Source organism: Streptomyces sp. NPDC059895 (genome assembly GCF_042731035.1).
GTDB lineage: Bacteria > Actinomycetota > Actinomycetes > Streptomycetales > Streptomycetaceae > Streptomyces.
This window is the reverse complement of sequence record NZ_JBHWKO010000038.1, coordinates 35,165-57,917: the sequence shown is the minus strand read 5'-3', so window position 1 is coordinate 57,917 and position 22,753 is coordinate 35,165. Positions and strand designations below refer to the sequence as shown.

General features: G+C 71.3%; 22 protein-coding genes. 12 read left to right on the top strand and 10 right to left on the bottom strand.

Annotation, left to right across the window (positions count from 1 at the left end):
• Positions 1 to 79: 79 nt before the first annotated feature.
• The gene (locus ACFV9M_RS31955; protein WP_385070114.1) at positions 80 to 1,996 is read left to right on the top strand and encodes an AMP-dependent synthetase/ligase; all 1,917 of its coding nucleotides are present in this window, start codon (positions 80 to 82) and stop codon (positions 1,994 to 1,996) included.
• Between the two features lie 11 nt (positions 1,997 to 2,007).
• Here the strand turns inward: ACFV9M_RS31955 and ACFV9M_RS31950 are convergent, their stop codons facing one another.
• Both ACFV9M_RS31950 and ACFV9M_RS31945 read right to left on the bottom strand, forming a co-directional pair.
• Positions 2,008 to 2,256, bottom strand: coding sequence for a DUF397 domain-containing protein (locus ACFV9M_RS31950; RefSeq protein ID WP_385070112.1), 249 nt, complete (start codon positions 2,254 to 2,256; stop codon positions 2,008 to 2,010).
• Complete coding sequence (locus tag ACFV9M_RS31945; RefSeq protein ID WP_385070109.1) at positions 2,253 to 3,116, bottom strand: helix-turn-helix domain-containing protein; 864 nt, start codon at positions 3,114 to 3,116, stop codon at positions 2,253 to 2,255. Before ACFV9M_RS31945 ends, ACFV9M_RS31950 begins: the two co-directional genes overlap by 4 nt.
• A 129-nt stretch (positions 3,117 to 3,245) precedes the next feature.
• Between ACFV9M_RS31945 and ACFV9M_RS31940 the strand changes: the two genes are divergently transcribed.
• On the top strand, positions 3,246 to 3,677 hold the full coding sequence (locus tag ACFV9M_RS31940; protein ID WP_385070106.1) for an ATP-binding protein: 432 nt from the start codon (positions 3,246 to 3,248) through the stop codon (positions 3,675 to 3,677).
• Positions 3,678 to 3,901: 224 nt separating this feature from the next.
• Here ACFV9M_RS31940 and ACFV9M_RS31935 read toward each other — a convergent pair whose 3' ends face one another.
• The 6 genes from ACFV9M_RS31935 to ACFV9M_RS31910 all read right to left on the bottom strand — a co-directional run bounded on the left by ACFV9M_RS31935 (position 3,902) and on the right by ACFV9M_RS31910 (position 9,373).
• Entirely contained in the window at positions 3,902 to 5,254 is a 1,353-nt protein-coding gene (locus ACFV9M_RS31935; RefSeq protein WP_385070104.1) for a DUF3500 domain-containing protein, read from the bottom strand.
• A gap of 187 nt (positions 5,255 to 5,441) precedes the next feature.
• Positions 5,442 to 5,609, bottom strand: a complete 168-nt coding sequence (locus tag ACFV9M_RS31930) for a hypothetical protein (protein WP_385070102.1) — start codon at positions 5,607 to 5,609, stop codon at positions 5,442 to 5,444.
• Between the two features lie 462 nt (positions 5,610 to 6,071).
• Positions 6,072 to 7,397: a cation:proton antiporter gene (locus tag ACFV9M_RS31925; RefSeq protein ID WP_385070099.1), complete on the bottom strand. Its 1,326-nt coding sequence runs from the start codon at positions 7,395 to 7,397 to the stop codon at positions 6,072 to 6,074.
• Between the two features lie 275 nt (positions 7,398 to 7,672).
• Positions 7,673 to 8,326, bottom strand: coding sequence for a class I SAM-dependent methyltransferase (locus ACFV9M_RS31920; protein WP_385070096.1), 654 nt, complete (start codon positions 8,324 to 8,326; stop codon positions 7,673 to 7,675).
• A 40-nt stretch (positions 8,327 to 8,366) separates the two neighbouring features.
• Complete coding sequence (locus ACFV9M_RS31915; protein WP_385070093.1) at positions 8,367 to 8,693, bottom strand: AzlD domain-containing protein; 327 nt, start codon at positions 8,691 to 8,693, stop codon at positions 8,367 to 8,369.
• Positions 8,690 to 9,373 (bottom strand): AzlC family ABC transporter permease, encoded by a 684-nt coding sequence (locus ACFV9M_RS31910; protein WP_385070090.1) that lies wholly within the window; start codon positions 9,371 to 9,373, stop codon positions 8,690 to 8,692. The genes ACFV9M_RS31915 and ACFV9M_RS31910 overlap by 4 nt, the downstream gene beginning before the upstream one ends.
• Positions 9,374 to 9,450: 77 nt before the next feature.
• Between ACFV9M_RS31910 and ACFV9M_RS31905 the strand changes: the two genes are divergently transcribed.
• Positions 9,451 to 10,014: a helix-turn-helix domain-containing protein gene (locus tag ACFV9M_RS31905; RefSeq protein ID WP_385070088.1), complete on the top strand. Its 564-nt coding sequence runs from the start codon at positions 9,451 to 9,453 to the stop codon at positions 10,012 to 10,014.
• A 143-nt stretch (positions 10,015 to 10,157) separates the two neighbouring features.
• Here ACFV9M_RS31905 and ACFV9M_RS31900 read toward each other — a convergent pair whose 3' ends face one another.
• Entirely contained in the window at positions 10,158 to 10,361 is a 204-nt protein-coding gene (locus tag ACFV9M_RS31900; RefSeq protein WP_003974443.1) for a cold-shock protein, read from the bottom strand.
• Between the two features lie 288 nt (positions 10,362 to 10,649).
• On the opposite strand from ACFV9M_RS31900, the gene ACFV9M_RS31895 reads away from it, so the two are divergent.
• The 6 genes from ACFV9M_RS31895 (at position 10,650) to ACFV9M_RS31870 (ending at position 17,015) form a co-directional block, all read left to right on the top strand.
• Positions 10,650 to 11,498, top strand: a complete 849-nt coding sequence (locus ACFV9M_RS31895) for a menaquinone biosynthetic enzyme MqnA/MqnD family protein (RefSeq protein WP_385070085.1) — start codon at positions 10,650 to 10,652, stop codon at positions 11,496 to 11,498.
• Between the two features lie 124 nt (positions 11,499 to 11,622).
• Positions 11,623 to 13,443, top strand: coding sequence for a serine/threonine-protein kinase (locus ACFV9M_RS31890; RefSeq protein WP_385070082.1), 1,821 nt, complete (start codon positions 11,623 to 11,625; stop codon positions 13,441 to 13,443).
• A gap of 91 nt (positions 13,444 to 13,534) precedes the next feature.
• Positions 13,535 to 13,972 carry a DUF6507 family protein gene (locus ACFV9M_RS31885; RefSeq protein ID WP_385070079.1) on the top strand — a complete coding sequence of 146 codons (438 nt, stop codon included), beginning with the start codon at positions 13,535 to 13,537 and terminating at the stop codon, positions 13,970 to 13,972.
• 249 nt (positions 13,973 to 14,221) lie between these two features.
• Positions 14,222 to 15,130: a prepilin peptidase gene (locus tag ACFV9M_RS31880; protein ID WP_385070076.1), complete on the top strand. Its 909-nt coding sequence runs from the start codon at positions 14,222 to 14,224 to the stop codon at positions 15,128 to 15,130.
• A gap of 72 nt (positions 15,131 to 15,202) precedes the next feature.
• A complete protein-coding gene (gene mqnC / locus ACFV9M_RS31875; protein WP_385070074.1) occupies positions 15,203 to 16,402 on the top strand; it encodes a cyclic dehypoxanthinyl futalosine synthase in 1,200 nt (399 codons plus the stop codon).
• Between the two features lie 7 nt (positions 16,403 to 16,409).
• Complete coding sequence (locus ACFV9M_RS31870) at positions 16,410 to 17,015, top strand: hypothetical protein (RefSeq protein ID WP_385070071.1); 606 nt, start codon at positions 16,410 to 16,412, stop codon at positions 17,013 to 17,015.
• A 78-nt stretch (positions 17,016 to 17,093) separates the two neighbouring features.
• On the opposite strand, the gene ACFV9M_RS31865 is transcribed toward ACFV9M_RS31870, so the two are convergent.
• The gene (locus tag ACFV9M_RS31865; RefSeq protein ID WP_385070068.1) at positions 17,094 to 18,131 is read right to left on the bottom strand and encodes a chitinase; all 1,038 of its coding nucleotides are present in this window, start codon (positions 18,129 to 18,131) and stop codon (positions 17,094 to 17,096) included.
• Positions 18,132 to 18,522: 391 nt separating this feature from the next.
• Here ACFV9M_RS31865 and ACFV9M_RS31860 point away from each other — a divergent pair, with 391 nt between their 5' ends.
• From ACFV9M_RS31860 to ACFV9M_RS31850, 3 genes are read left to right on the top strand one after another with little or no spacing between them, the layout of a single operon-like run.
• Positions 18,523 to 18,822, top strand: a complete 300-nt coding sequence (locus ACFV9M_RS31860) for a hypothetical protein (RefSeq protein ID WP_385070067.1) — start codon at positions 18,523 to 18,525, stop codon at positions 18,820 to 18,822.
• 31 nt (positions 18,823 to 18,853) lie between these two features.
• Complete coding sequence (locus ACFV9M_RS31855) at positions 18,854 to 21,190, top strand: bifunctional polysaccharide deacetylase/glycosyltransferase family 2 protein (protein WP_385070064.1); 2,337 nt, start codon at positions 18,854 to 18,856, stop codon at positions 21,188 to 21,190.
• Positions 21,190 to 22,746 carry an acyltransferase family protein gene (locus ACFV9M_RS31850; protein WP_385070061.1) on the top strand — a complete coding sequence of 519 codons (1,557 nt, stop codon included), beginning with the start codon at positions 21,190 to 21,192 and terminating at the stop codon, positions 22,744 to 22,746. The genes ACFV9M_RS31855 and ACFV9M_RS31850 overlap by 1 nt, the downstream gene beginning before the upstream one ends.
• Positions 22,747 to 22,753 lie beyond the last annotated feature (7 nt).

Genomic DNA, 22,753 nt, shown 5'->3' with positions numbered 1-22,753 from the left:
GACCGGTCGACGCCTCGGTGCGCGAGGCCGTACGTCATGCAGGGGCGGTTCTCGTCCCTGCGCGCCCAGGGAGCCGCCCGTGTCCACCCCGTACACCCGTTCCAGCGACTACGACGACGCTCCGCCCGCCCTGGTGGCGCCCGAGACGCGGCGGCTGGACGGTGCCGTGCGGGAGGCGGCCGTACCGGCCCTCGCGCGCCCGGTGACCCACGGGTCGCTCGCCGACCTGCCCTTCGAGAACGCGGACGCGGCCCCGCACACGGTGGTACTCAGCCGCCGGGGGCAGGACGGCGACCGGTGGACGGACGTGACGGCGGAGCGGTTCGCGGCGCAGGTGCACGCCGTCGCGAAGGGGCTGATCGCCGAGGGGCTGGTGCCGGGCGACCGGATCGCCGTCATGGCCCGGACGCGGTACGAGTGGACGCTGCTCGACTTCGCCGCCTGGGCCGCCGGCCTGGTCACCGTGCCCGTCTACCCCACCTCCTCCGTCTTCCAGACCCGCTGGATCCTCCAGGACTCCGGCGCCGTCGCCCTGATCACGGAGACGGTCGGCCAGGCCGCCGCCATCGGCCCCGAACGCGACCGGCTGCCCGACCTGCGCCACGTGTGGGTGATGGAGAAGGGCCACGTCGAGACCCTCGCCGAGATCGGCGGTGAGGTCCCCGACGCCGAGGTCGACGTCCGCCGGGGCGTCCTCGGCCCCGACACCCTCGCCACCCTCATCTACACCTCCGGCACCACGGGCCGGCCCAAGGGCTGCGCGCTCACCCACGGCAACTTCCTCGCCGAGGTCGACAACGCGATCGAACTCCTCTACCCGGTCTTCAAGTCGTCCACCGACGACCTCTCCGTCCTCCTCTTCCTGCCGATGTCGCACGTCTTCGGCCGGATGGTCGCCGTCGCCTGCGTCCGCGCCCGCGTCCGCCTCGGCCACGCCCCGAGCCTGAAACCCGCCGAGCTCCTCCCGGACATGGCCGCGTTCCGGCCCACCTGCCTCCTGGCGATCCCGTACATGCTGGAGAAGGTCTTCAACACGGCCCGCGCGAAGGCGGAGGCGGGCGGCCGGCTCACCTCCTTCGACCGCGCCGTGAACACGGCCGTCCGCTACGGCGAGGCCGTCGAGGGCCAGAAGACCGGCACCGGACACGGCCCCGGCGCCACCCTCCGCGCGGCCCGCTCCTTCTACGACCCGCTGGTCTACCGCCGCATCCGCAACGCCATGGGCGGCCGCGTCCGCCACGCCATCTGCGGCGGCTCCCCGCTGGGCCGCCGCCTGGGCGCGTTCTACCTGGGCGCCGGCATCGAGATCTACGAGGGCTACGGCCTGACCGAGACCACGGGCGCCTCCACGGTCACCCCGCCGCAGAAACCCCGCCTGGGCACCGTGGGCTGGCCCCTGCCCGGCACCAAGATCCGCATCGCCTCCGACGGCGAGATCCTCATCGCCGGCGGCCACGTCCTGCGCGGCTACTGGGACCCGGCCGCCGGCGGAGTCGTCCCCGCCGCCCCCGACGGCTGGCTCGCCACCGGCGACCTCGGCGCACTCGACGACGAGGGCTATCTGACCATCACCGGCCGCAAGAAGGAGATGATCATCACGGCGGGCGGCAAGAGCGTCGCCCCCGCCCCGCTGGAGAACTGGCTGCGCTCCCACCCCCTGATCTCCCAGGCCATGGTCCTCGGCGACGGCCGCCCCTACGTCTCCGCCCTGCTCACCCTCGACCCCGACGGCCTCACCCACTGGCGCCAGATGAACGGCAAACACCCCGTCCCGGCGAAACTGCTGATCGGCGACGAGGAGCTGGAGGCCGTGCTCCAGCGGGCGATCGACGAGGCCAACAAACTCGTCTCCCGCCCCGAGTCCATCCGCCGCTTCGCCGTCCTCCCGCACGACTTCACTGAGGCCGCGGGCCACCTCACGCCGTCGATGAAGCTACGGCGTGAGGCGGTCATGCGGGACTTCGCGGTCGAGGTGGAGGGGCTGTACCCGCGGTGAGGGCCTGACGGTCAGAGCCGCCCGGCGGCGTGCGTGAGGAAGCCGCCCCAGGCGGGGGCGGAGAGGGTGAGGTGGGGCCCGTCGGGGTGCTTGGAGTCGCGGATGTGGATGGTGTGGGGGCAGGCGGCTACTTCGAGGCATTCGCCGCCGCCACCGTCGCTATGGGTCGACTTGCGCCAGTTGTAGGCGGTCTCCAGGCAGTCTCCGCCTTCGCCGCCGCTGTAGCTGGACTTGAACCAGGTGAGATCGTCGCTGTTCATAGCTCCTTCAGCTTCTTCTGGATCAACGTGCGCGAATCACTGGGCGAGAGAGCGATCGCACGCATGGTCCCATAGCGGTCGGCGATCTTCCTGACCTCTTCCGCGTCCGTGATCAGGCGGGGATACCCCTGGATCTCCGTGTACGCCACCTGCCCATGCCTCTTGGGGGTCAGCAGGTTGAACGCGCCGTCCATGTTGGGGTGTTCTTCCGTGTTCGTCGACATGACCTGGATCTCGACGTTGCGCATGGTGCCGACCTGAAGCAAGCGCTCCAGCTGACCGATGTGTACTTCTCGTCCGCCGATCGGCCGGTCGAGCGCGACCTCCTCGATCACGTAACTGACGATCGGCCCGGGCCAGTTCTCGAAGACTTGCTGCCGGGAGAGCCGGTCGGCAACTCGCTTCTCGATGGTCTCCTCGCTCAGGAAGGGGCGGCGTTTCGAGAACACCGCGCGAGCGTGTGCCTCGGTCTGGAGGAGCCCCTGCACCGTATGGCTGGAGTAGTGATGCAGCTCAACCGCTTCCGCCTCCAGCACTGCATACCCCCGGTACCACTCCGGATGCCGAGTCCGTGCCCGAGCCATCGCCTCTCGCACCTCGGGGATCGCCTGCTTGAACAACCCCCCGGAGTCCAGTAGCTCATCCGCCGCCTCCAGGACCTCCGGCCGAATCGTCCGCACGCCCCGCTCCATCGCGGAAATGGCATCCGGCCCGTATCCCACCATCTGGCCGAACTCCTTCTGCGTGAGCCCCTTCCGCTCCCGCAGCAGCTTCATCATCTTGCCCAGCGCTGTAAGCAGTCCCGTCGTCCCGTCGGCCTCCGCCGGTGTCTCCGGCCGCCGCTCGCGTTCGTCCGTCACGTCACTCCGCCTTCCGTCTCACTGGTCACGCCGACACCACGTACGCCCGCGCGACCGTAGCCGTACGGCTACGGAGAGTCGCCAGGTCGCCCCTGGCCAGCGTAGATACAACCGGCCACGCTCGGTGAGGTGAACAGCAGAATCTCCCCCCAGATCTCCACCCCCCTCGGTGAACTGACCCTGCGGCTCAGCTCCACACCACGCGGGGCCCGCCTCGCCCGGCGGCTCACGGTGCAGCAGCTCGACGTGTGGGGCCACCCGCACGACACGGAGGTGAGCGAGAACGCCCAGCACGTGGTCGCGGAGCTGGCCGCCAACGCCGTCACGCACGGACGGCTGCAGGGCCGGGACTTCGGTCTACGGCTCCTGCTGCTCCCGGAGGGCGTGCTGCGGGTGGAGGTGAGCGACGAGCGGGCGGACCGGGGCCTGCGGGTCGTGCCGGGCTCCGACGAGGCGGAGGGCGGCCGGGGCCTCGTCCTGGTCGCCGTCCTCGCCCGGACGTGGGGCGTCACCGAGCGGGAGACCGGCAAGACGGTGTGGGCGGAACTGCCCCTCACTTGAAAGCGGAACCTCCCAACCCCTCCGAATTCCAGGCTCATTTACCGCACTCCTCGCCCAGGACACCGGCGACCAGGACGCGTCGGGCCGAGGGATCGTCAAGGTCTCAGGCGGCCTCGAGTGGGGATGGCAGGTGCGCCCGGTGCAGTAGTGCTTCGCCTGCGGCCGCCGGTGCGGGGTCATCGCCTCAGGCCCGGCGGCGTGGGCACCTTTGTCCCCGCTCGACATCACCTGTGATGCGGGGACGTCAGGTAGTGCTGCCGGAGGAGTTCCTTGCCGTAGTCGTTGCCGTTGGGCGTACGGATGACGGAGTGGACGTGCTTCTGGGTCGGGCCGTCGGCGCGGGTCTTGCCGTAGGCGCTGCCCAGCGGGCCGGCCGCCTGGCAGTCGACCTCGATCCAGACGACCGGGCTGTGGACGCGCAGGTAGAAGGGGGCGTCGTCGCCGGTACCGCCGATCCAGGCGGCGTAGGTGTCGTCGAGGTGGCTGCGGATCTCCGCCATGCGGACCTTGGCCGCGTCGGCCTTGGCGCGGCCCACGAAGGCCTCGGCGACCGCGAGCAGCTTGTTCTTCTGGGCCGCGGTGAGGGCGGTGGCGCGGATGCCGGCGTAGGCCTCCACCGCGTTGTCGGCGAAGGCGCCCGCCTGCATGTCCTCGTTCGCCTTGGTGGCGGAGACGATCGCGACCTGCTGCTGGGCGTCGGTGAGGGACTGGATGAACGCGAGGGAGGCCTCGACCTCCTCCTGGCAGACCGAGACGGTCTCGCCGTCGATCTCCATGGAGGTCGGCTCCGAGCCCCAGAAGCAGGGGCTCGTGACCACCTGGTCGCCGAGGACGAAGTAGTTGACGGCCAGGTGGTGGCCGTCGAGCTGGAATCCCCACGGTTCGGTGGTCGAGGGGGTGCCCATGACGGTCCAGTAGAAGAGTTCGTCGTTGAAGACGTCGCTCTTGCCGACCAGCTCACCGGCGGCCTTGTTGAGGCGACGGATCTTCTCGGTGGTCTCGAGGCCGTCGGCGCTCAGTGCCGCCTTCAGCATGGCGGTGCCGAGGGCGTTCTGCGCGTCCGTCAGGTCGGCCAGGGTGACGCCCTGCCGCTTGAACTCGCCCGGGTCGAGGTTGCTCCAGTGCCGCCACTCGGTGGCGTGGACGGTGAACTGGGTCGCGGACCTCTGGGTGTCGGTGAGTCCGGCCAGGAACGCCGTGGCGGCCGCGACGACCGGTGCGGTGTCGACGCCCTGGGAGTGGACTGCGAACAGGTCGTCGATCTTCTTGCCGTCGGTGGTCAGGCCGAAGAAGTCCTCGGTGATGGTCTGCTTCGCGAGGACGCCGCCAGCGCTGTGGCCGGCGTCGCCGGGAGCGCCGCTCGCACTGGCGCTGGGGGTCGCCGAGGCCGTGGCGGTGGGGGTGTCGTCGGCGAACGCCACCGCGCCGGCGCCGCCCATGGCGGTGAAGGCGGCGGCACCGCCGGCGAAGAAGACCCGGCGCATGAAGCCGCGGCGGTCCCCTTCAGCCGTTCGCGGTGCCTCCGCCCGCGTCCGGGCCCGCGGTGCTGTGTTTCCGCCCATGTCGGTGTCGGTCATTACGCGACTCCTTCCATTCGGATGGTGTGGTTTTTCGTTCGACGGCCGTCTGGGCGACTGTGCCTGAGCTTCATGAGAGAGGAATGAATTCCCGGATGGGAAATCAGGAATCCGGCCGGGTGTCGGAAGGGCCGGAAGTGCGGTTCGCCTACATGGCACCTTTTGTGTGTCTACAGGGCTTCCGGACTCATGCGCAGCCTGACTGGACGGTTTCGTCGAGAATGGGCGGCTGGATGGTGGAACTGGCCGTATCGGCGCCGAAGTTGTCGACGTACAGCTTGCTGCCTGAACGTCGTACTCCTGCACCGGTGCCGGTGCCGGTGCCGGTGCCGGTGCAGTGGAGACGGGCGTTCACCTGCTCTCCCGTGGTGCAGTCCAGGACCAGGACGCAGTGGCGGCTGATGCCGGAGGCGAGTCCGCCTCATGCGGGCGGCAGGCTCTTCATGGATTGCACGACGGATAAGGATCCCCATCAACGGCTCGAATTCACAGTGCCATCACAGGGTCATAGAAAAGGCACAGGGGATGTGCGCAGGGGTGAGAGGCGCGCTGCGGGCTGGCCGACTCCTCATGCATTCTCAGATCGCGCGCCGCAGGCTTGACCTTCCGCGGATTCGATGGGCACACGGGGCATCGCCAGACCGTCTTCCTGCTTTGACCTGAGCCGATCTGTGAGACGGTCGATATCGATTGAAAAAGTTTGTTCCGGTGACCAGGCGTACGCTCATCGCCGGATCCGCCGGCGCGGGGACCGCGGCCGTACTCGGCGGTGGAGCCTTGGCGGCTGCCGGCAGCCGACGTCTCGGCACCACCGGCCTCAGGCGGTGGACCCCGTCGAGCGTTCGGGCTCGCCGGTGGATCCGGTGACGTCGGTGGCCGGGGCGGTGCCGCGGTCGTGATCGGCGTCGGGATCGGGAACGGGACCGGTCAGGTCGTTCCCGGTCGGCCGGCCCAGGAGCCAGGTCAGCAGCGGACCTGCCATCGCCGTCGTCACCACGGCCATGACGACCATGAGCGAGTAGAGGCCCTGACGGATGAAACCGAGTTGCAGACCGACGTTCAGGACGATCAGTTCGGTCAGACCGCGGGTGTTCATCAGCGTGGCCAGCGCGGCGGACTGCCGCGGCGGCATCCGGTTCAGGCGGGCCGCGGCGAACGCGCCGACGAACTTCCCGCCCACGGCCACCAGCAGGATCAGCCCCAGGTCACCGAGCCCGCCCGCGTCGAGTCCGGACAGGTCGACCTGGAGACCGGCGACCAGGAAGAACACCGGCAGGAGCAGGGTGCCGCTCATGTGGCCGAGGCGGTCGTGCACGTCGCGGCGGAGCCGCTCGGTTCCCGAGCGCGGCAGCACGGCACCGAAGAGGAACGCGCCGAAGATGTAGTGCAGGCCCACCCACTCGGTGGCGGCGGCCGACAGCAACAGGCCCGCCAGGACGCACGCGAAGACGGTCGGGGTGAGCCGCAGCGAGGACTGACGGGCCGCCAGGCGGCGCAGCGCGGGGCGCAGCACGAACAGCATGCCGAGCAGATAGGGGACGGCGAGCAGGATCCGCCACTGGTCGGGACCGGCCGATCCGCTGATGGCGACGACGGCGGCGAGCAGGGACCAGGCGAGGACGTCGTCGATCGAGGCGCAGGCCAGCGCCACCACGCCCAGCGGCGTGCGGGTCATGCCCCGGTCCGTGAGGATGCGGGCCAGCACCGGGAACGCGGTGATCGACATGGCGATGCCCATGAACAGCACGAACGCCGTCCTGTCGCCGGTCCCGTGGTCCTGTGTCAGGTAGAGGCCCAGCACCGTGCCGAGGCCGAACGGCAGGATGATGGAACTGATCGATACGGCGGGGGCGATGGCGCCGCTGCCCCGGATCAGGGCCGCGTCCCACTCCAGTCCGACGATGAACATGAAGACGGCGACGCCGACCGCGGCCAGGGCGCTGAGCAGAGGTCTCGTGGTGCCGGGGAAGAGGGCGTCGGACACCGCCCCGTGGAAGAGGGTCGGTCCCAGCGCGATGCCGGCGAGGACTTCGCCGATCACCGCGGGCTGGCCCAGGCGCCGGGCCAGCCCGCCGAGCAGCCGCGCCAGGAGGACCATGACGGCGAGGCCGACGAGGAGTGAGGTCGTCTGGTGGGTGGTCATGCGGTCGGTCTCCGTCCTTCGCGATCCCGCCCACGGCCTCGTTCGCGGAGTGCGGCCGGGCAGGCTGGGCAGATGGGCCGTTCGAGAGACGGGGAACGGACGGGAACGGCCGCCCCCTGGCGGTGATCGGGCGCGACGGATGACACCGTCGTACGGACACCACGGCTAGCTCATTGTGGGAGCGGTCCTCGCGTGGCCGGGGACGGACCGAACGAATGGCCGGAATGCGACCATGTACGTCCGGACACGCCCCGTTGACGACAGGACCGCCCTACCTACCCCTCCTGCGGTTTCCGGGCGATCAGGCAGGCCTGCGGGATCTTCTCGCTGAGGTCGGAGTCGGACTCGCTGACCGTCCGGGTGCGGAGGGCGAACCCGGCCGACACCAGCAGGCCGGCGACCGCGTCGGGCCGCCGCCGCAGGAAGTCGAGGGCGACCGGGTGGCCCCAGGGCCGGTCGAGGTGCCTCGGCTCGTCGCCGACCTGGAAGGCGATCAGGAGGTGGCCGCCCGGGGCCAGCACGCGGTGGAACCCGGCGAAGAGGGCGGGGAGTTCCTCGGTGGGGACGTGGATGGAGGAGTACCAGGAGACCACCCCGTCGAGGGAGCCGTCCGGGTGCCCGTCCAGGTCCAGCATGGAGCCCCGCTCGAACCGGACGCCCGGGTTCTCGCGGCGCGCGATCGCCAGCATCGACTCCGACAGGTCGAGGCCGGAGACCGCGAGGCCCCGCGCCGCGAGGAACCCGGTCACCCGGCCGGGGCCGCAGCCCAGGTCGGCCACCTTGCCGCCCGCGCCCACGAGTTCGGCGTACGCGGTGAGCAGGGCCCGGTCCAGCGGGTTCGCCGCCAGCACGTCGCGGAAGTGGTCGGCGTAGTCGTCGGCGACGGTGTCGTAGAAGGAGCGGGTGGTGGTGAGGAAGTCGGCGGTCATGGCAGCGCACGCTAGCCGCCCCCAACGACAGCGGCTCGGCCTAGGCCACGCCCAGCGCCCGCAGCCCGGCCGTCGCCACCGCCGCTCCCAGCACCACCGCCGGGAACGGCGCCCGCTTCCACGCCAGTACGGCGCCCACCAGCACCCCGGCCGGCCGCGCCCAGCCGGCGAAGCCCCCGCCCTCGGTCAGCGCGCCCGTGGCCAGCAGCGCGACCAGCAGCACCACGGCCCCCGCCGACAGCAGTTCCCGCACCCGCGCGGGCAGTTCGACCCGCCCGTGCAGCGCGGGCCCGACCAGCCGGAAGGCGTACGTCCCCACCGCCAGCACCACGATCGTCACGATCACCGCGACGGCCGACGCGCTCATACGGCGGCCCCCTCGCGGCCGTACGGGAACAGCCCGGCGAGCGCCAGCAGCACCGGCACGCCGGCCGGGACGAAGGGGGTCGCCGCGAGGGCGGTCAGGGCGCCGAGGGCGGCAGGGCGCCGCAGGGGGCGGCTCGCGCGCAGGGACGGCAGGACCAGGGCCACCAGGACGGCGGGGAAGGCGGCGTCCAGGCCGTAGCGGGCGGTGTCGCCGAGGGCGGTGCCCACGAGCGCCCCGGCGAGGACGCCCAGGTTCCACACGGCGAACAGGCCGAGGCCGGACACCCAGAAGGCGGCGCGGCGGCGCGCCGGATCCGGCTGGGCGAGGGCGAGGGCCACGGTCTCGTCCGTCACCAGGTGGGCGCCCAGCAGGCGCGCCGCACGGCCGGGGCCGAGCAGGTCGGCGACGGCGAGGCTGAACGCGGCCGTCCGGGTGTTGAGGAGCAGTCCGGTGGCCGCCGCGGCGAACGGGCCGCCCCCGGCCAGCAGCACCCCGACCGCGCTGAACTGTGCCGAGCCCGCGTACACCACCAGCGACATCACCACCGGCACCCAGGCCGGCAGCCCTCCGGCGACGGAGAGCGCGCCGAACGAGACGCCGACTACCCCGCTCGCCGCCCAGACGAGGGAACTGTCGCGGACCAATGACCCGAACGAGGGTGTTCGGAGAAACGAACGCATGTTTTCTACAATGAACAGAGCACCTGTCGTTCGTCAAGGCGAACGAACGTACCGACGCAGCGAACGGAGCGAACGGCATGTCCGACGTCCCCACCCGCCTGCCCCTCGACTGGATCGCCGCCTCCCTGCGGCGCGAGCGCACCCGCGCCGGGCTCTCCCTCTCCGAGCTGGCCAAACGGGCCGGCATCGCCAAGTCCACGCTGTCGCAACTGGAGGCGGCGGGCGGCAATCCGAGCATGGAGACCATCTGGGCACTGGGGGTGGCGCTGGGGGTGCCGTTCAGCGTGCTGGTCGAGCCGCCGGTGCCCGCCGTCCAGGTGATCCGCGCGGGGGAGGGTCCGACGGTCGCCTCGGAGCAGGCGCCGTACGTGGCGACCCTGCTGTCGGCCAGCCCGCCGGGCGCCCGGCGCGACCTCTACCACCTGCGGGCCGAGCCGGGGGCCGTACGGGCCTCGCAGCCGCACATCCCGGGCACGGTGGAGCACCTGATCGTGAGCACCGGACGGGTGGAGGCGGGGCCGGCCGGGGAGACGGTGGAACTGGAGCCCGGCGACTACATGACGTACCGGGGCGATGTGCCGCACTCGTACGAGGCGCTGGTGCCGGGCACGACGTTCGTGCTCGTGATGCAGCACGTGTGAGGGGCGCGAGGATTCGCCGGGAATTCATCTGGACGTAGAAGATCCGGGCGCCGGAAGGCGGGAAAAGGCAGGAGCCCCGCTGCCTTGCGGCGCGGGGCTCCTTGGGTACTGCTCTCAGACTTGCGATCTGTCGGGTGTGACGATCAGACGGGGGTGACGTTCTCCGCCTGCGGGCCCTTCGGGCCCTGGGTCACGTCGAAGGAGACCTGCTGGTTCTCCTCGAGGGAACGGAAACCCTGCGCGTTGATCGCGGAGTAGTGGACGAAGACGTCGGGGCCGCCGCCTTCCTGGGCGATGAAGCCAAAGCCCTTTTCGGCGTTGAACCACTTCACGGTTCCGGTAGCCATAAGCCCTCCTTGGGCCCAAAGGGTTGCCCTGCTCCAGAACCCTGCAAGCGTGAAAGCAAGTGCCGCACAACTGCATACGTCTGAAAACGACGAGAGCCCGCGGTTACATGCTCCGCAGGCTCTGTACTGCAAGGGAAACCAAACTGCAACTTGCGGCGAGCCTAGCACGCGGGCACCCGAAAGCAATAGAGGCCAAGATCACTTCACCCGGATGTTTGAAGATCCGGTGGAGGGGTTGACCCGGGGGCCGGAGTCCGGAGCGTACCGGACGGGGTCTAGTCTCGCGATGTGGACAATTCTCGCACCCGGCCGCGCGTCGGCCACATCCAGTTCCTGAACTGCCTGCCCCTGTACTGGGGGCTCGCGAGAACCGGCACGCTCCTCGACTTCGAACTGACCAAGGACACCCCGGAGAAGCTCAGCGAGCGACTGGTGGCCGGCGAGCTCGACATCGGCCCCGTCACCCTCGTCGAGTTCCTGAAGAACGCGGACGACCTGGTCGCCTTCCCCGACATCGCCGTCGGCTGCGACGGCCCGGTGATGTCCTGCGTGATCGTCTCCCAGGTCCCGCTGGACCGGCTGGACGGCGCCCGGGTCGCGCTCGGCTCGACCTCGCGCACCTCCGTGCGCCTCGCGCAACTGCTGCTCTCCGACCGCTACGGCGTCCGGCCCGACTACTACACCTGCCCGCCCGACCTCAGCCTGATGATGCAGGAGGCGGAGGCGGCCGTCCTCATCGGCGACGCGGCGCTGCGCGCCAACCTGCTGGACGGCCCCCGGTACGGGCTCCAGGTGCACGACCTCGGGGCGCTGTGGAAGGAGTGGACCGGCCTGCCGTTCGTCTTCGCCGTGTGGGCCGCCCGCCGCGACTACCTCGCACGCGAGCCGGACATCACCCGCCAGGTCCACGAGGCCTTCCTCGCCTCCCGCAACCTCTCCCTGGAGGAGGTCGGCAAGGTCGCCGAACAGGCTGCCCGCTGGGAGGCCTTCGACGAGCGGACCCTGGAGCAGTACTTCACGACGCTCGACTTCCGCTTCGGCGGACCGCAGTTGGAGGCCGTGAGCGAGTTCGCCCGGCGCGTCGGGCCGACGACGGGCTTCCCGGCGGACGTGAAGGTGGACCTGCTCCAGCCCTGAGGCCTCCCCGCGAAGCGCCGGCCGTTGCGCCCCTGAGGCCCGGCGGGCCCGGGCACTACCCTGCTGGGGAGTGAGGCGTTGAGGCGTTACGTGAGGCGTTGCGTTACGGGGGAGAGGGGACGCCATGCAGCCGCTCGGAGCCGACGAACCCACCGAGGTGGGGCCCTACCGGCTGCTCGGCCGGCTCGGCTCCGGCGGGATGGGCCGCGTCTACCTGGGGCGCAGCGCCGGCGGCCGCACGGTCGCGGTGAAGATCGTGCACCCGCACCTCGCCCTCGACGAGGAGTTCCGCGCCCGCTTCCGGCGCGAGGTCGAGGCCGCCCGGCGGGTCGGGGCCGCCTGGACCGCGCCGGTGCTCGACGCCGACCCGGAGGCGGGCGTGCCCTGGGTCGCCACGGCGTACGCGGCGGGCCCCTCACTGGCGGCGGCCGTCGCCGGTACGGACGGGGGCGCGCTGCCCGAGCACACCGTACGGGTCCTGGGGGCCGGGCTGGCGGAGGCGCTGGCGACCGTCCACGGACTCGGGCTCGTGCACCGGGACGTCAAGCCGTCCAACGTCCTGCTGACCGTCGACGGCCCCCTCCTGATCGACTTCGGCATCGCGCGCGCCACGGACGGCACGGCGTCGCTGACGTCCACCGGCGTCTCCGTCGGCTCGCCCGGGTACATGGCCCCCGAGCAGATCCTCGGCAAGGGCGTCACCGGCGCCGCCGACGTCTTCTCCCTCGGCGCGGTCCTGGCGTACGCGGCCACCGGCGAGCCGCCCTTCCGCGGCGACTCCTCCGCCGCCCTCCTCTACAAGGTCGTCCACGAGGAGCCGGAGCTCGGCGGACTCGGCGGTGCCCTGCGGGAGGTGGCCGAGTCCTGCCTCGCGAAGGACCCGCGCGCCCGGCCCGCCCCCGAGGAGATGGCCCGACGGCTGGCCCCCGAGGGCGCCGCCCGGCTGGTGGCGGCCGGATGGCTGCCGGGGGCGGTGGTGGAACAGGTGGGGCGCAGCGCGGTACGGGTGCTGAACCTGGAGGGGACGGGGAGGGGGACGGGGACGGGGGCGGGGGCGGGCGTGAGCGCGGGCCCGGTTCCCGGTCCTGTCCTCGGCTCGGTTCCCGGTCCGGCCGGTCCCGTCCTCGGCCCGGTTCCCGGTCCGGGAGGTCCCGTCCCCGGCCCGGTCTCGGGCCCGGTGGAGTTCAGCAGCCCGTCGGTGGGGCAGCCGCGCCCGCCCGTCACCGTCGGGGAGTTCGGGCCGCCCCCCGAGATGCCGGCCCCGGCGGACGCGGTCCCCGCCCCCCGACAGGGCGGTGAGCGGACCGGCGGCCGCCCCGGAAGACTCTCCGTGAGCCTCGCGGCCACCGCCGGCCCGGGCGAGGCCGGCCGCGGCCGCCGCCTGAGCTGCACCGTCGCCCTGGCGGTCGCGGGGGCGCTGGCCGCGGTGACGGTGGGCTCGGTGTTCGTCCTCGACCTGCTGCCGGGATCGTCGGGCAACGACACCCACGACGCCGCCGACGGCGCGCCCTCCTCGGCCTCCTCGACCACCGCGGCCCCACCGGGCTCGGACAACGGCGCCGGCGACGCCGCCACACCCACCGCCACACCCACCGCCCTGCCGTCCCGCTACCTCGGTACCTGGGAGGGCGAGGGCACCGGCCTCGACGGCCAACTCCCCATGGGCACCTTCCGCGTGACCGTCCACCAGACGGCAGTCGGCCAGGAACTGGGAGAACTGCGCCAGACCGACATCCTGGGCGCGGTCTGCCTCGACGTCCTCACCCTGAAGCAGGTGACGGCGAAGGAGATCGTCGCCACCTCGAAGGGCGCCGCCACCAACCACGCCGGCTGCAACCCCGACCCCCACACCATCCGCCTCACCCCGACGGGCGACGACCTGACGTACACCTCGGACAGCGCGGCGGAGGGACGCCCGGTGGCGCGGATGGCGCGCGTCGAGTAGCAGGACAAGATCGGGCACAGATCCAGCCAGATCGTCGACACGGGCCGATGTTTGCACAAGTTCATGTGCCAGGATCTGGCCTGAACGCGGGGTGCGTCGGCTACCAGAGCACCTGGTGAGGGCCTGGACACCCCTGGAGACCGCGGGGGAGCGGTGTGACGGGGTGGGACATCGACGTGGCCGGTGTGCGCGGGGTTCTCCAGAACACGGGCACGGTGGCGAAGAACCTGTCGGACACGGTCTGGCGATGCAGGGGAACCTGGAGGAGGCCGCTTCGGCGGCGGGGACCATCACCAGCCAGTACGGGCCGTACACGAGCACGGCCGGCATCGTGGGCTTGGCGCTGGGTGAGTTCCGGCAGCACTGGAGTGGTGATCTGCTGTACCTCGCCGAGCGCGCGTCCAGGTCGGTGAACGGCGCCGCGGAGGCCACCGGGCACTACGTCGAGGGTGACCTGGCGATGGCGGCCAGCGCGCAGCGTGAGGCGGCCAAGGAGCCGAAGGTGGACCTGCCGGGGGCCGGCGGGTGAGCGACGGGGCGAACCTGATCGACCCGGACGGCATACCGCACTTCATAGGCGACCGGCACGGGAAACATCCGTCCAGGGGGAGCGGTGTCTCGGTAGGTTCGGGTGCGACACGACTGGGCCCCCGGCCTGCCGGCCTGCCGGCCTGCCTGCCTGACGCCCGCCCGGCCCCCCCTGCCCCCGCCCGCTCACTGATCAGGACACCGCCATGGCGCGACGCACCACCACGAGTTCGACGAGGAGGCCGGCGTCATGACCGAACTCACGTCGGTCGACGCCGCGCTGATCGTCGTCGCGGCGCTGTGGGGCGTGGTGGCGGGCGCGCTGCTGCCGCGGGCCGTCTACCGGTTCTCGGTGGAACTGCCCCCGGAGGCGGAGGCGGAGGCGGAGGCGGAGGAGCAGGAGGCCGAGGGGGCCGCGGCGGCCCCGGTCCAGGAGGGCTGGCGGAGCGCCTGTCCGGACGGACACCCGATCACGGGCTGGATCGGCCCGGCCCGCTGCCGCGCCTGCGCCGCCCCGCCCGCACCCCAGGCGCCCGGCGCCTCCCCGCCCGCACACCACCCCCCCGGCGCCACCCCCTCCGCCCGCTACGTTCCCGGCGCCGCCCCACCCGCCCGCTACGGCCCCGGCGCCGCCCGCCTCGCCGCCGTCACCGCCCTCGTCTGCGCCCTCGCCGCCGTCGCCACCGGTCTCCGGCCCGAGCTGGTCGTCTGGCTGCTGCTCGCGCCCGTCGGCGTGCTGCTCGCGGTCGTCGACCTGCGGGTGCGGCGGCTGCCCGACCCGCTGACCCTCCCGCTCGCCGCGGCCGCCCTCGCCCTGCTCGGCGCGGCCGCGCTGCTGCCCGAGCACGCCGGGGACTGGACGACGGCCCTGCTCGGGTCGCTCGCGCTCGGCGCCGGTTATCTCGTCCTGCACCTGATCAATCCGGCCGGCATGGGCTTCGGCGACGTGAAGCTGGCGCTCGGCGCGGGCGCCGTGCTCGGCTGGTACGGCTGGGCCGCGGTCATGCTGGGCACGTTCGCCGGGTTCCTGCTGGGCGCGCTGTACGGGGGCGCGCTCGTCGTCGCGGGGCGGGCGGGGCGCGGGACGACCATCCCGTTCGGGCCGTTCCTGATCGCGGGCGCGTTCACGGGGCTCTTGATCGGCGCGTACGCGGCCTGAAGTCCGGTGGTGCGAAGGGCTGGCGTAGGCTGGTTCGGTCCGTCCACAACCCTTGACGAAAGGGACGCTCCGGTGACCGAGAAGGCCGACCTCCAGTCCGTCCTCGACCGTGCCGCCGAGGGCGGGCGGATCACGCCAGAGGAGGCGCTCGACCTCTACCGCGACGCGCCCCTGCACGCCCTGGGCGCCGCCGCCGACGCCGTACGCCGCCGCCAGTACGCCGGGACCGAGCACATCGCGACGTACATCATCGAGCGGAACATCAACTACACCAACGTGTGCGTCACGGCGTGCAAGTTCTGCGCCTTCTACGCGGCCCCCAAGGACACGGCCAAGGGCTGGACCCGCGACCTCGACGACATCCTGCGCCGGTGCGCGGAGACGGTCGAGCTGGGCGGCACCCAGATCATGTTCCAGGGCGGACACCACCCCGACTACGGCGTGGAGTACTACGAGAAGCACTTCTCCGCCATCAAGAAGGAGTTCCCGCAGCTCGTCATCCACAGCCTGGGGGCGAGCGAGGTCGAGCACATGGCGCGGATCTCGAAGGTGTCCGTCGAGGAGGCCATCACCCGGATCCACCAGGCCGGGCTCGACTCCTTCGCCGGCGCCGGCGCCGAACTGCTGCCGGCCCGCCCGCGCAAGGCGATCGCCCCGCTGAAGGAGTCCGGCGAGCGCTGGCTGGAGATCATGGAGACGGCCCACGACCTCGGCGTCGAGTCCACCTCCACCATGCTCATGGGCACGGGCGAGACGAACGCCGAGCGCATCGAGCACCTGCGGATGATCCGTGACGTGCAGGACCGCACGGGCGGCTTCCGGGCCTTCATCCCGTACACCTACCAGCCCGAGAACAACCACCTGAAGGGCCGCACCCAGGCGACCCTCTTCGAGTACCTGCGGATGATCTCCATCGCCCGCCTCTTCCTCGACAACGTCCGCCACATCCAGGGCTCCTGGCTCACGACCGGCAAAGAGGTCGGCCAGCTGTCCCTGCACTACGGCGCGGACGACCTCGGCTCGATCATGCTGGAGGAGAACGTCGTCTCCTCGGCCGGCGCCAAGCACCGCTCCAACCGGCTGGAGATCATCGACCTGATCCGGAAGGCGGGCCGCGTCCCGGCGCAGCGCTCCACGACGTACGAGCACCTCGTCGTCCACGACGACCCGGCGAACGACCCCGCCGACGAGCGGGTCGCCTCCCACATCTCCTCGACGGCGATCGCGGGCGGCACCGCGCACCCCGAGCTGAAGATCCTCGCCGCCAACTAGCCGGCCGATGCTCACCATCCACGCGGACTCCCGGGGCTGGGCGTTCGCCGTCGACGGCGCCTGGATCGCCGAGGCGGGCCCGCTGGAGAAGCTCCTCGCCGACCACCCGCGGGCCCGGGTGCGCCAGTGGCCCGGCATCCTCACCCCCGGGCTGGTCAACCCGTACGGCACCGAGCTGCTGGAGGAGGCCTACCACCCCGATCCGCGGGAGGCCGACGAACTCGGCACCGAGCCGCTGACCGGGGACGCGCTCACCGCGCTGGCCATGGACGACGCCCGCTGGGGCGCGAGCGCCCGGCGCGGGGTGCAGCGCATGCTGGCGCACGGCACGGTCGCCGCGGCCTGCGAGAGCTTGCGCAACCGGGCCGTGCGGGACGCCGTACGCCGCTCCGGCCTCGCAGTGGTGGACCGGCTCGGGCGGCCCCCCGGGGCGCCCTCGCTCGACCCGTACGCGAGCGGGCGGCCGGCCGAGTTCGCGCCCCCGAGGGAGCGCGGTTCCGCCGCCCGGTTCGCCGTCTTCGACGTGCCGGACGAGGCGGCCCTCGTCGAACGCGGCGCCGCGACCTGCGTGGCCACGGTCGTCGAGGGCCGCCTCGTGTACCGCCGGCGCTGAGCGGGAGCGGTACACGAGGGCGGTACACGAGACGGCCGGTCCCGGCTCGCCTACTCGCCCGCGAAGGCCTCGGCTCGCCTACTCGCCCGCGAAGGCCTCGGCGAACGCCCCGTCCTCCTGCTCGACACCGCTGCACGTGGTCAGCGCGTCCTCCGTGGAGGCGCCGTCCTCGCACTGCTTGTCGCGGAAGGTCACCCACATCGACACCCAGGAGATGCCGTTCTCCTCGGCGAACGTCCGCACCTCGGCCGCGTCGGCGAGCGTGAACGTCTCGTTGTCGACGTCGTTCACGCCGATCATCGAGGTGAGCGCCATGCCCTTCCAGGCCGCCGCGTCCGACGTGCCGAACATGTCCTTCAGCTGGGTGTGCGCGGCCGTGGCCGAGGTGATCGCGTACTCGCCCATGTCCCCGGTGTACGACGAGCCGTAGTTCATCGTCATCAGGTTGATGGTGGAGACCTGGACGTTGTACTTGTTCGCCGACGTCAGCAGCGCCAGGGTGTCGGAGTCCAGCCCGGACGGCATCACCGGGACGGTGTAGGAGACCTCCAGCTCCGGCCGCTCCTCCTGGAGTTGGGCGATCGCCTGCGAACGCAGGGCGACCGACGCGGAGTCGGTCAGGTCGTCGCCCTCGATGTCGAAGTCGGCCTGCGTGGAGCCGGCCGCGTCGAGGGCCGCGCCGTACGCCTCCGCCAGCTCCGACACGCTGTCGCAGGTCGCGGCCAGCTCGTCGCCGGAGGCCCCGCCGAAGGAGACCCGGACGGAGGCGCCCGACTCCGTGAGCTTCGATATGCGGGACGCCACGGTCGTGTCGTCGATCGCGTGCGTGCCGTTCCACTCCGGCGTACAGCTGCTGCTGTCCGAGATGACGAACGCCAGGTTGTAGGCCGTGGGCGAGCCCACCGAGTCGGTGTCGTAGGACGTGGTGGCGCTCACATAGGGCGCGTAGGCCGTGCCCGAGGACGCCGTGGCGCTCTCGGACGGGGAGGCCGTGGCGGATTGTTCGGGCGTCGCGGGTGCCGCGTCCGACGAGTCGTCGGACCCCGCGGAGCATCCCGCCGTGGCCAGGGCAAACAAGCAAGTGAGCCCGGCCGCCGGCTTCAGGAGACTCCTCATTGCGCATGCACCCGCTCTCGTGATTTCTGTCTCAGGATGGAAACAAAGTGTGTTGCCGAAGTGGAAATGTCTCACATGCGGGCAGCCCGCGCGGGGGTCCTCAGGGCTTGGACAGCCGGTGGACATATGCCGCCAAAGGCGGTTCATCTTCCGCCCGAAAGGGGTGAATGGACCTCCCATCCGGCTGGTGGGCCGCACGGGGGGCCGGTGGGACTCTCAGGCAAGAGACAGGTTCGGCCATTCCTCATGGCTGCCTCACACGAAGTACAGAGTTTGGGTCACATAAACGCTCCCTAATCTCTGTGGAATGCATTCCGAGCCTGCCATCGAAAGCCGTGCGGCCGCTCGCGGTCGCCGTCGCAAACGCGACAGCGACTCCGCGGAAGGGCCCGTGTTCGTCGACAACTCCGGACGCAGGTCCAAGCTTCTGCGCCGGATAGGCCTCCTCATCAGCGTCGGCTGTCTCGCCTACGCGGCCGTCCTCGGCGCCGCGTTCATGGGCTGGGGCACCTCGCTGACCCCGTCCTCGCTGCTGCCGTTCGGCGGGAGCGGCCAGGGTGCCCAGGGCGGCCAGGGGCCCGCCGGCATCCGCCCGGACGGCGGCGTGGGCAATCAGGTCGGCCTGCCCGGCAGCACCCCGCCCTCGGGCACCGCCTCACCGTCCCCGTCCGCCTCGGCGACCGCCAACTGACGCCCACACCGACCGGAACGCAGCCACCCTCATGACGACGACTCCCTCCCGCCGGCGGCGCCGTGCCCCCTCCCGCATCGAGCGGGCGGCGGGCAAGGCCGCGGCGCTGCAGAAACCGCGTGTCATCCTCGCCCTGCTGCTCCTGCTGGGGCTCACCAGCGTGATGCTGCTCGACGGCTACCTGCGCTCCGAGGTCGGCAACGACCAGCGCGTCCGCGACGGTGCCAGCGCCAGCAAGGTGCCCGACGAGGTCCTCGAAGGCGGCCCGATCCTGACCTTTCGAGGCGGACAGGCCACCATGCTCTCGGTGCCGGACAAGACGATCGCGCTCACCTTCGACGACGGCCCGAACCCCACGTGGACGCCGCAGGTGCTGGAGATCCTCGAGGAGTACGACGTACCCGGCACGTTCTTCGTGGTCGGCTCGATGGTGTCGCGCTACCCGAGCATCGTGAACGACATGGTCGACCAGGGCAACGAGATCGGCATCCACACCTTCACCCACGTCGACCTCTCCTACCAGAGCGACGCCCGCATCGAGCGCGAGATGACACAGACCCAGCTCGCGCTGGCGGGTGCGGCCGGCATCACCACCACGCTGTTCCGCGCGCCGTACTCCTCACAGACGGACGCCATCGACAACTACAGCTGGCCCGTCTACGAGAAGCTCGGCGAGGACGGCTACACCAGCGTCTTCGTCGACACCGACAGCGACGACTGGAAGAAGCCGGGCGTCTCGAAGATCATCAAGTGGGCCACGCCGGAGGACGACAAGGGCGCGTCGGTGCTGTTCCACGACGCCGGTGGCGAGCGTTCGCAGACGATCAAGGCGCTGCCGAAGTACATCGAGAAGATGAAGGCGAAGGGGTACACCTTCACCACCGTCAGCGGCGTCATGCAGGAGCAGAACGCCGGCGCTCCGGCGGCGGCGAACTCCGGGCAGCAGCAGGACACGGGAGCCGCCACGGCCGAGGCGGGCACCGCCACAGCGGGCGCGACCGCCGGCACGGGTGGGCAGCCCGGCACCGCGCCGAACGGTGCGGGCGAGGCCGTGAACTCCCTCCAGGCCGCGCACCGCGAGGCCACCGGCGTCACCCTGTACGAGGGCAAGGCCCTCATCGCGGCGGTCGCCTTCGCCGAATGGACGGTACCCGCGCTCTCGTACGGACTGATGGTCGTCGGTGTGGCGGTCATGGGCCGCTTCGGGATGATGCTGATCCTGGCCCGCCGGCACTACAGAATCCGCAACAAACGCCGCTTCAGCTGGGGACCGACGGTCACCCGGCCGGTGAGCGTGATCGTCCCGGCGTACAACGAGAAGGAGTGCATCGCCAACACCCTCGAGTCGCTGGCGCAGAGCACCCATCCGATCGAGGTCCTCGTCGTCGACGACGGCTCGACGGACGGCACGTCGGAGATCGCGCGCGCCGCGGCCGACAAGCTCGGCATGACGAACGTCCGGGTCATCCGGCAGGAGAACGCGGGCAAGCCTGCCGCGCTCAACAACGGTGTGCGCAGCGCCAGTTACGACATCGTCGTGATGATGGACGGCGACACCGTCTTCGAGCCGGAGGCCGTGCACCAGCTGGTGCAGCCGTTCGCCGACCCGAAGGTGGGCGCGGTCGCCGGCAACGCCAAGGTCGGCAACCGCAACACGATCATCGGCGCCTGGCAGCACATCGAGTACGTGATGGGCTTCAACCTCGACCGCCGCATGTACGACCTGCTGCGCTGCATGCCGACCATCCCCGGCGCGATCGGCGCGTTCCGCCGCGACGCCGTCCTCGAGGTCGGCGGTATGAGCGAGGACACCCTCGCCGAGGACACCGACATCACCATCGCCATGCACCGCGGGGGATGGAACGTCGTCTACCAGGAGCACGCCATCGCCTGGACGGAGGCGCCCGGCTCCCTGAAGCAGCTGTGGTCGCAGCGCTACCGCTGGTCCTACGGCACCATGCAGGCGCTGTGGAAGCACCGCAAGTCCCTCACGGACAAGGGCCCCTCGGGCCGCTTCGGCCGCGTCGGCATGCCGCTGGTCGTCCTCTTCCAGATCATCACGCCGGTCTTCGCCCCGCTCATCGACGTGTTCACCATCTACTCGATGATCTTCATCGACTTCCAGGCGGCCCTGCTGGCCTGGCTGGCGGTGCTCGGAGTCCAGCTGTTCTGCGCGGGGTACGCCTTCCGCCTCGACCGCGAGAAGTACCGCTACCTGCTGATGATGCCGCTCCAGCAGCTCGCCTACCGCCAGATGATGTACCTCGTCCTCATCCACTCCTGCATCACCGCCCTCACCGGTGGCCGTCTGCGCTGGCAGAAGCTGAAGCGGACGGGCGAGGTGGGAACCCCGGCCGGGGTGAGCTGATGAGCTGGGAACAGGGGGGCCAGGGCCAGGGATACGGCCAGGGGCAGGGGTACGGCCAGGGGCAGGGGCAGTACGGCGAGGGGCAGGGGCAGTACGGCCAGGGGGGCGGGCAGGAGGGATGGCCGCAGCAGGGCTGGCCCCACCAGCAAGGCCATCAGCAGCCGTACCAGCAACCCCATCAGCAGCCGTACCAGCAGCCGTACCAGCAGTCGTATCCGCAGGGGTACGAGGGCGGATACGGGTCCGGTCACGGGCAGCAGCAGTACGCGCAGCAGCAGCCGTACCCCCAGCAGTACGCGGACCAGGGGCAGGCGCCGGTCCAGGCGCCGCCCCGGCCCCAGCCGGTGGAGGAGACGGCGCCGCTGCCCGCCGTGGCGGTGGACGAGCAGGTGGAGGCGGGGGACGAGCCGGTGAAGGCTGAGGAGCCCGCCGAGCCGGGCCGGTCCCGCCCCGCCGGCGCCGCGGAGTCCGGCGGCCGAGTGGCCGCGACGGAGGGGGAGAAGCCCTCGGGGGCGCCCAGGGCGGGCGTCCGCGACCGCTACTTCGACACCCTGCGCGCCCTGGCGCTGATCCGCGTCGTCACCTACCACACCTTCGGCTGGGCCTGGGCGAGCCTGGTCTTCCCGTCCATGGGGATCATGTTCGGCCTGGCCGGCACCCTGATGGCGAAGTCCCTGGAACGCCCCGCGCTCAAGGTGATCAGGAGCCGGATGCGCCGGCTCCTGCCGCCGTTCTGGTTCTGGGGCGTCTTCGTCGTCGTCGCGATGCTGATCCACGACTGGATGCCGGGCTGGCAGATCGTCTACTGGATCGTGCCGCTCGGGGATCCGCCGGGCAACGCCTGGGGCCAGCAGGCCTGGGAGATCCTCTGGTACCTGCGGACCTACCTGTGGTTCGTCCTGCTGTCCCCGCTCCTGCTCCGGGTGTTCCGCCTCGCCCCGGTCCCGGTCCTGGTGCTGTCCCTCGTCCCGATCATGGTCCTGACCTTCGTCTGGGCCGGTCCCGACAACCGCGTCGGCACCGCCCTGTGGGACCTGTCGACGTACCTCTTCTGCTGGATCCTCGGCTTCGCGCACCGCGACGGCGTCCTCCAGCGGATGAAGCCCGCCCTGGTGGTCGTCCTCTCGCTCGCCGCGATGGCCTACGGCGGCTGGTACGCCTTCGCCCACCAGGCCGAGTTCGGCACCTACGACCTGGACGAGGACCCGCTGGCCCAGGCCTTCTGGTCGGCCGGTTTCGTGATGCTGCTGATGTGGGCGAAGGCGTACTTCGGCATCGACTTCGCCTGGCTCACCCGCTACCGGCGCACGAACCGGATCGTCACGGTCTTCAACGCGCGCGCCGTGACGATCTACCTCTGGCACGAGATCGCCCTGGTGCTGGCGGTTCCGCTGATCGACACCTTCTGGAACGTGCCCGCGTTCGAGACGTACCTGCCGCTGAACAGCATGTGGTTCATGTTCGGCGTCGGCTGGGTGCTGATCGTGCTGTTCGTGCTGCTGTGCGGGTGGGTCGAGGACGTCGCCGGGAAGAAGCGGCCGCGGCTCCTGCCGTGAGCCGCTG

Excerpts from the sequence above, each read along its gene's own strand:
- ACFV9M_RS31915 (WP_385070093.1), bottom strand. The coding sequence starts at position 8,693 with ATGAGCGCGTCGGCCGTCGCGGTGATCGTGACGATCGTGGTGCTGGCG.
- ACFV9M_RS31920 (WP_385070096.1), bottom strand. The coding sequence starts at position 8,326 with ATGACCGCCGACTTCCTCACCACCACCCGCTCCTTCTACGACACCGTC.
- ACFV9M_RS31870 (WP_385070071.1), top strand. The coding sequence starts at position 16,410 with ATGCTCACCATCCACGCGGACTCCCGGGGCTGGGCGTTCGCCGTCGAC.
- ACFV9M_RS31865 (WP_385070068.1), bottom strand. The coding sequence starts at position 18,131 with ATGAGGAGTCTCCTGAAGCCGGCGGCCGGGCTCACTTGCTTGTTTGCC.
- ACFV9M_RS31935 (WP_385070104.1), bottom strand. The coding sequence starts at position 5,254 with ATGACCGACACCGACATGGGCGGAAACACAGCACCGCGGGCCCGGACG.
- ACFV9M_RS31910 (WP_385070090.1), bottom strand. The coding sequence starts at position 9,373 with ATGCGTTCGTTTCTCCGAACACCCTCGTTCGGGTCATTGGTCCGCGAC.
- ACFV9M_RS31850 (WP_385070061.1), top strand. The coding sequence starts at position 21,190 with ATGAGCTGGGAACAGGGGGGCCAGGGCCAGGGATACGGCCAGGGGCAG.
- ACFV9M_RS31905 (WP_385070088.1), top strand. The coding sequence starts at position 9,451 with ATGTCCGACGTCCCCACCCGCCTGCCCCTCGACTGGATCGCCGCCTCC.
- ACFV9M_RS31880 (WP_385070076.1), top strand. The coding sequence starts at position 14,222 with ATGACCGAACTCACGTCGGTCGACGCCGCGCTGATCGTCGTCGCGGCG.
- ACFV9M_RS31900 (WP_003974443.1), bottom strand. The coding sequence starts at position 10,361 with ATGGCTACCGGAACCGTGAAGTGGTTCAACGCCGAAAAGGGCTTTGGC.
- ACFV9M_RS31925 (WP_385070099.1), bottom strand. The coding sequence starts at position 7,397 with ATGACCACCCACCAGACGACCTCACTCCTCGTCGGCCTCGCCGTCATG.
- ACFV9M_RS31950 (WP_385070112.1), bottom strand. The coding sequence starts at position 2,256 with ATGAACAGCGACGATCTCACCTGGTTCAAGTCCAGCTACAGCGGCGGC.
- ACFV9M_RS31890 (WP_385070082.1), top strand. The coding sequence starts at position 11,623 with ATGCAGCCGCTCGGAGCCGACGAACCCACCGAGGTGGGGCCCTACCGG.
- ACFV9M_RS31855 (WP_385070064.1), top strand. The coding sequence starts at position 18,854 with ATGACGACGACTCCCTCCCGCCGGCGGCGCCGTGCCCCCTCCCGCATC.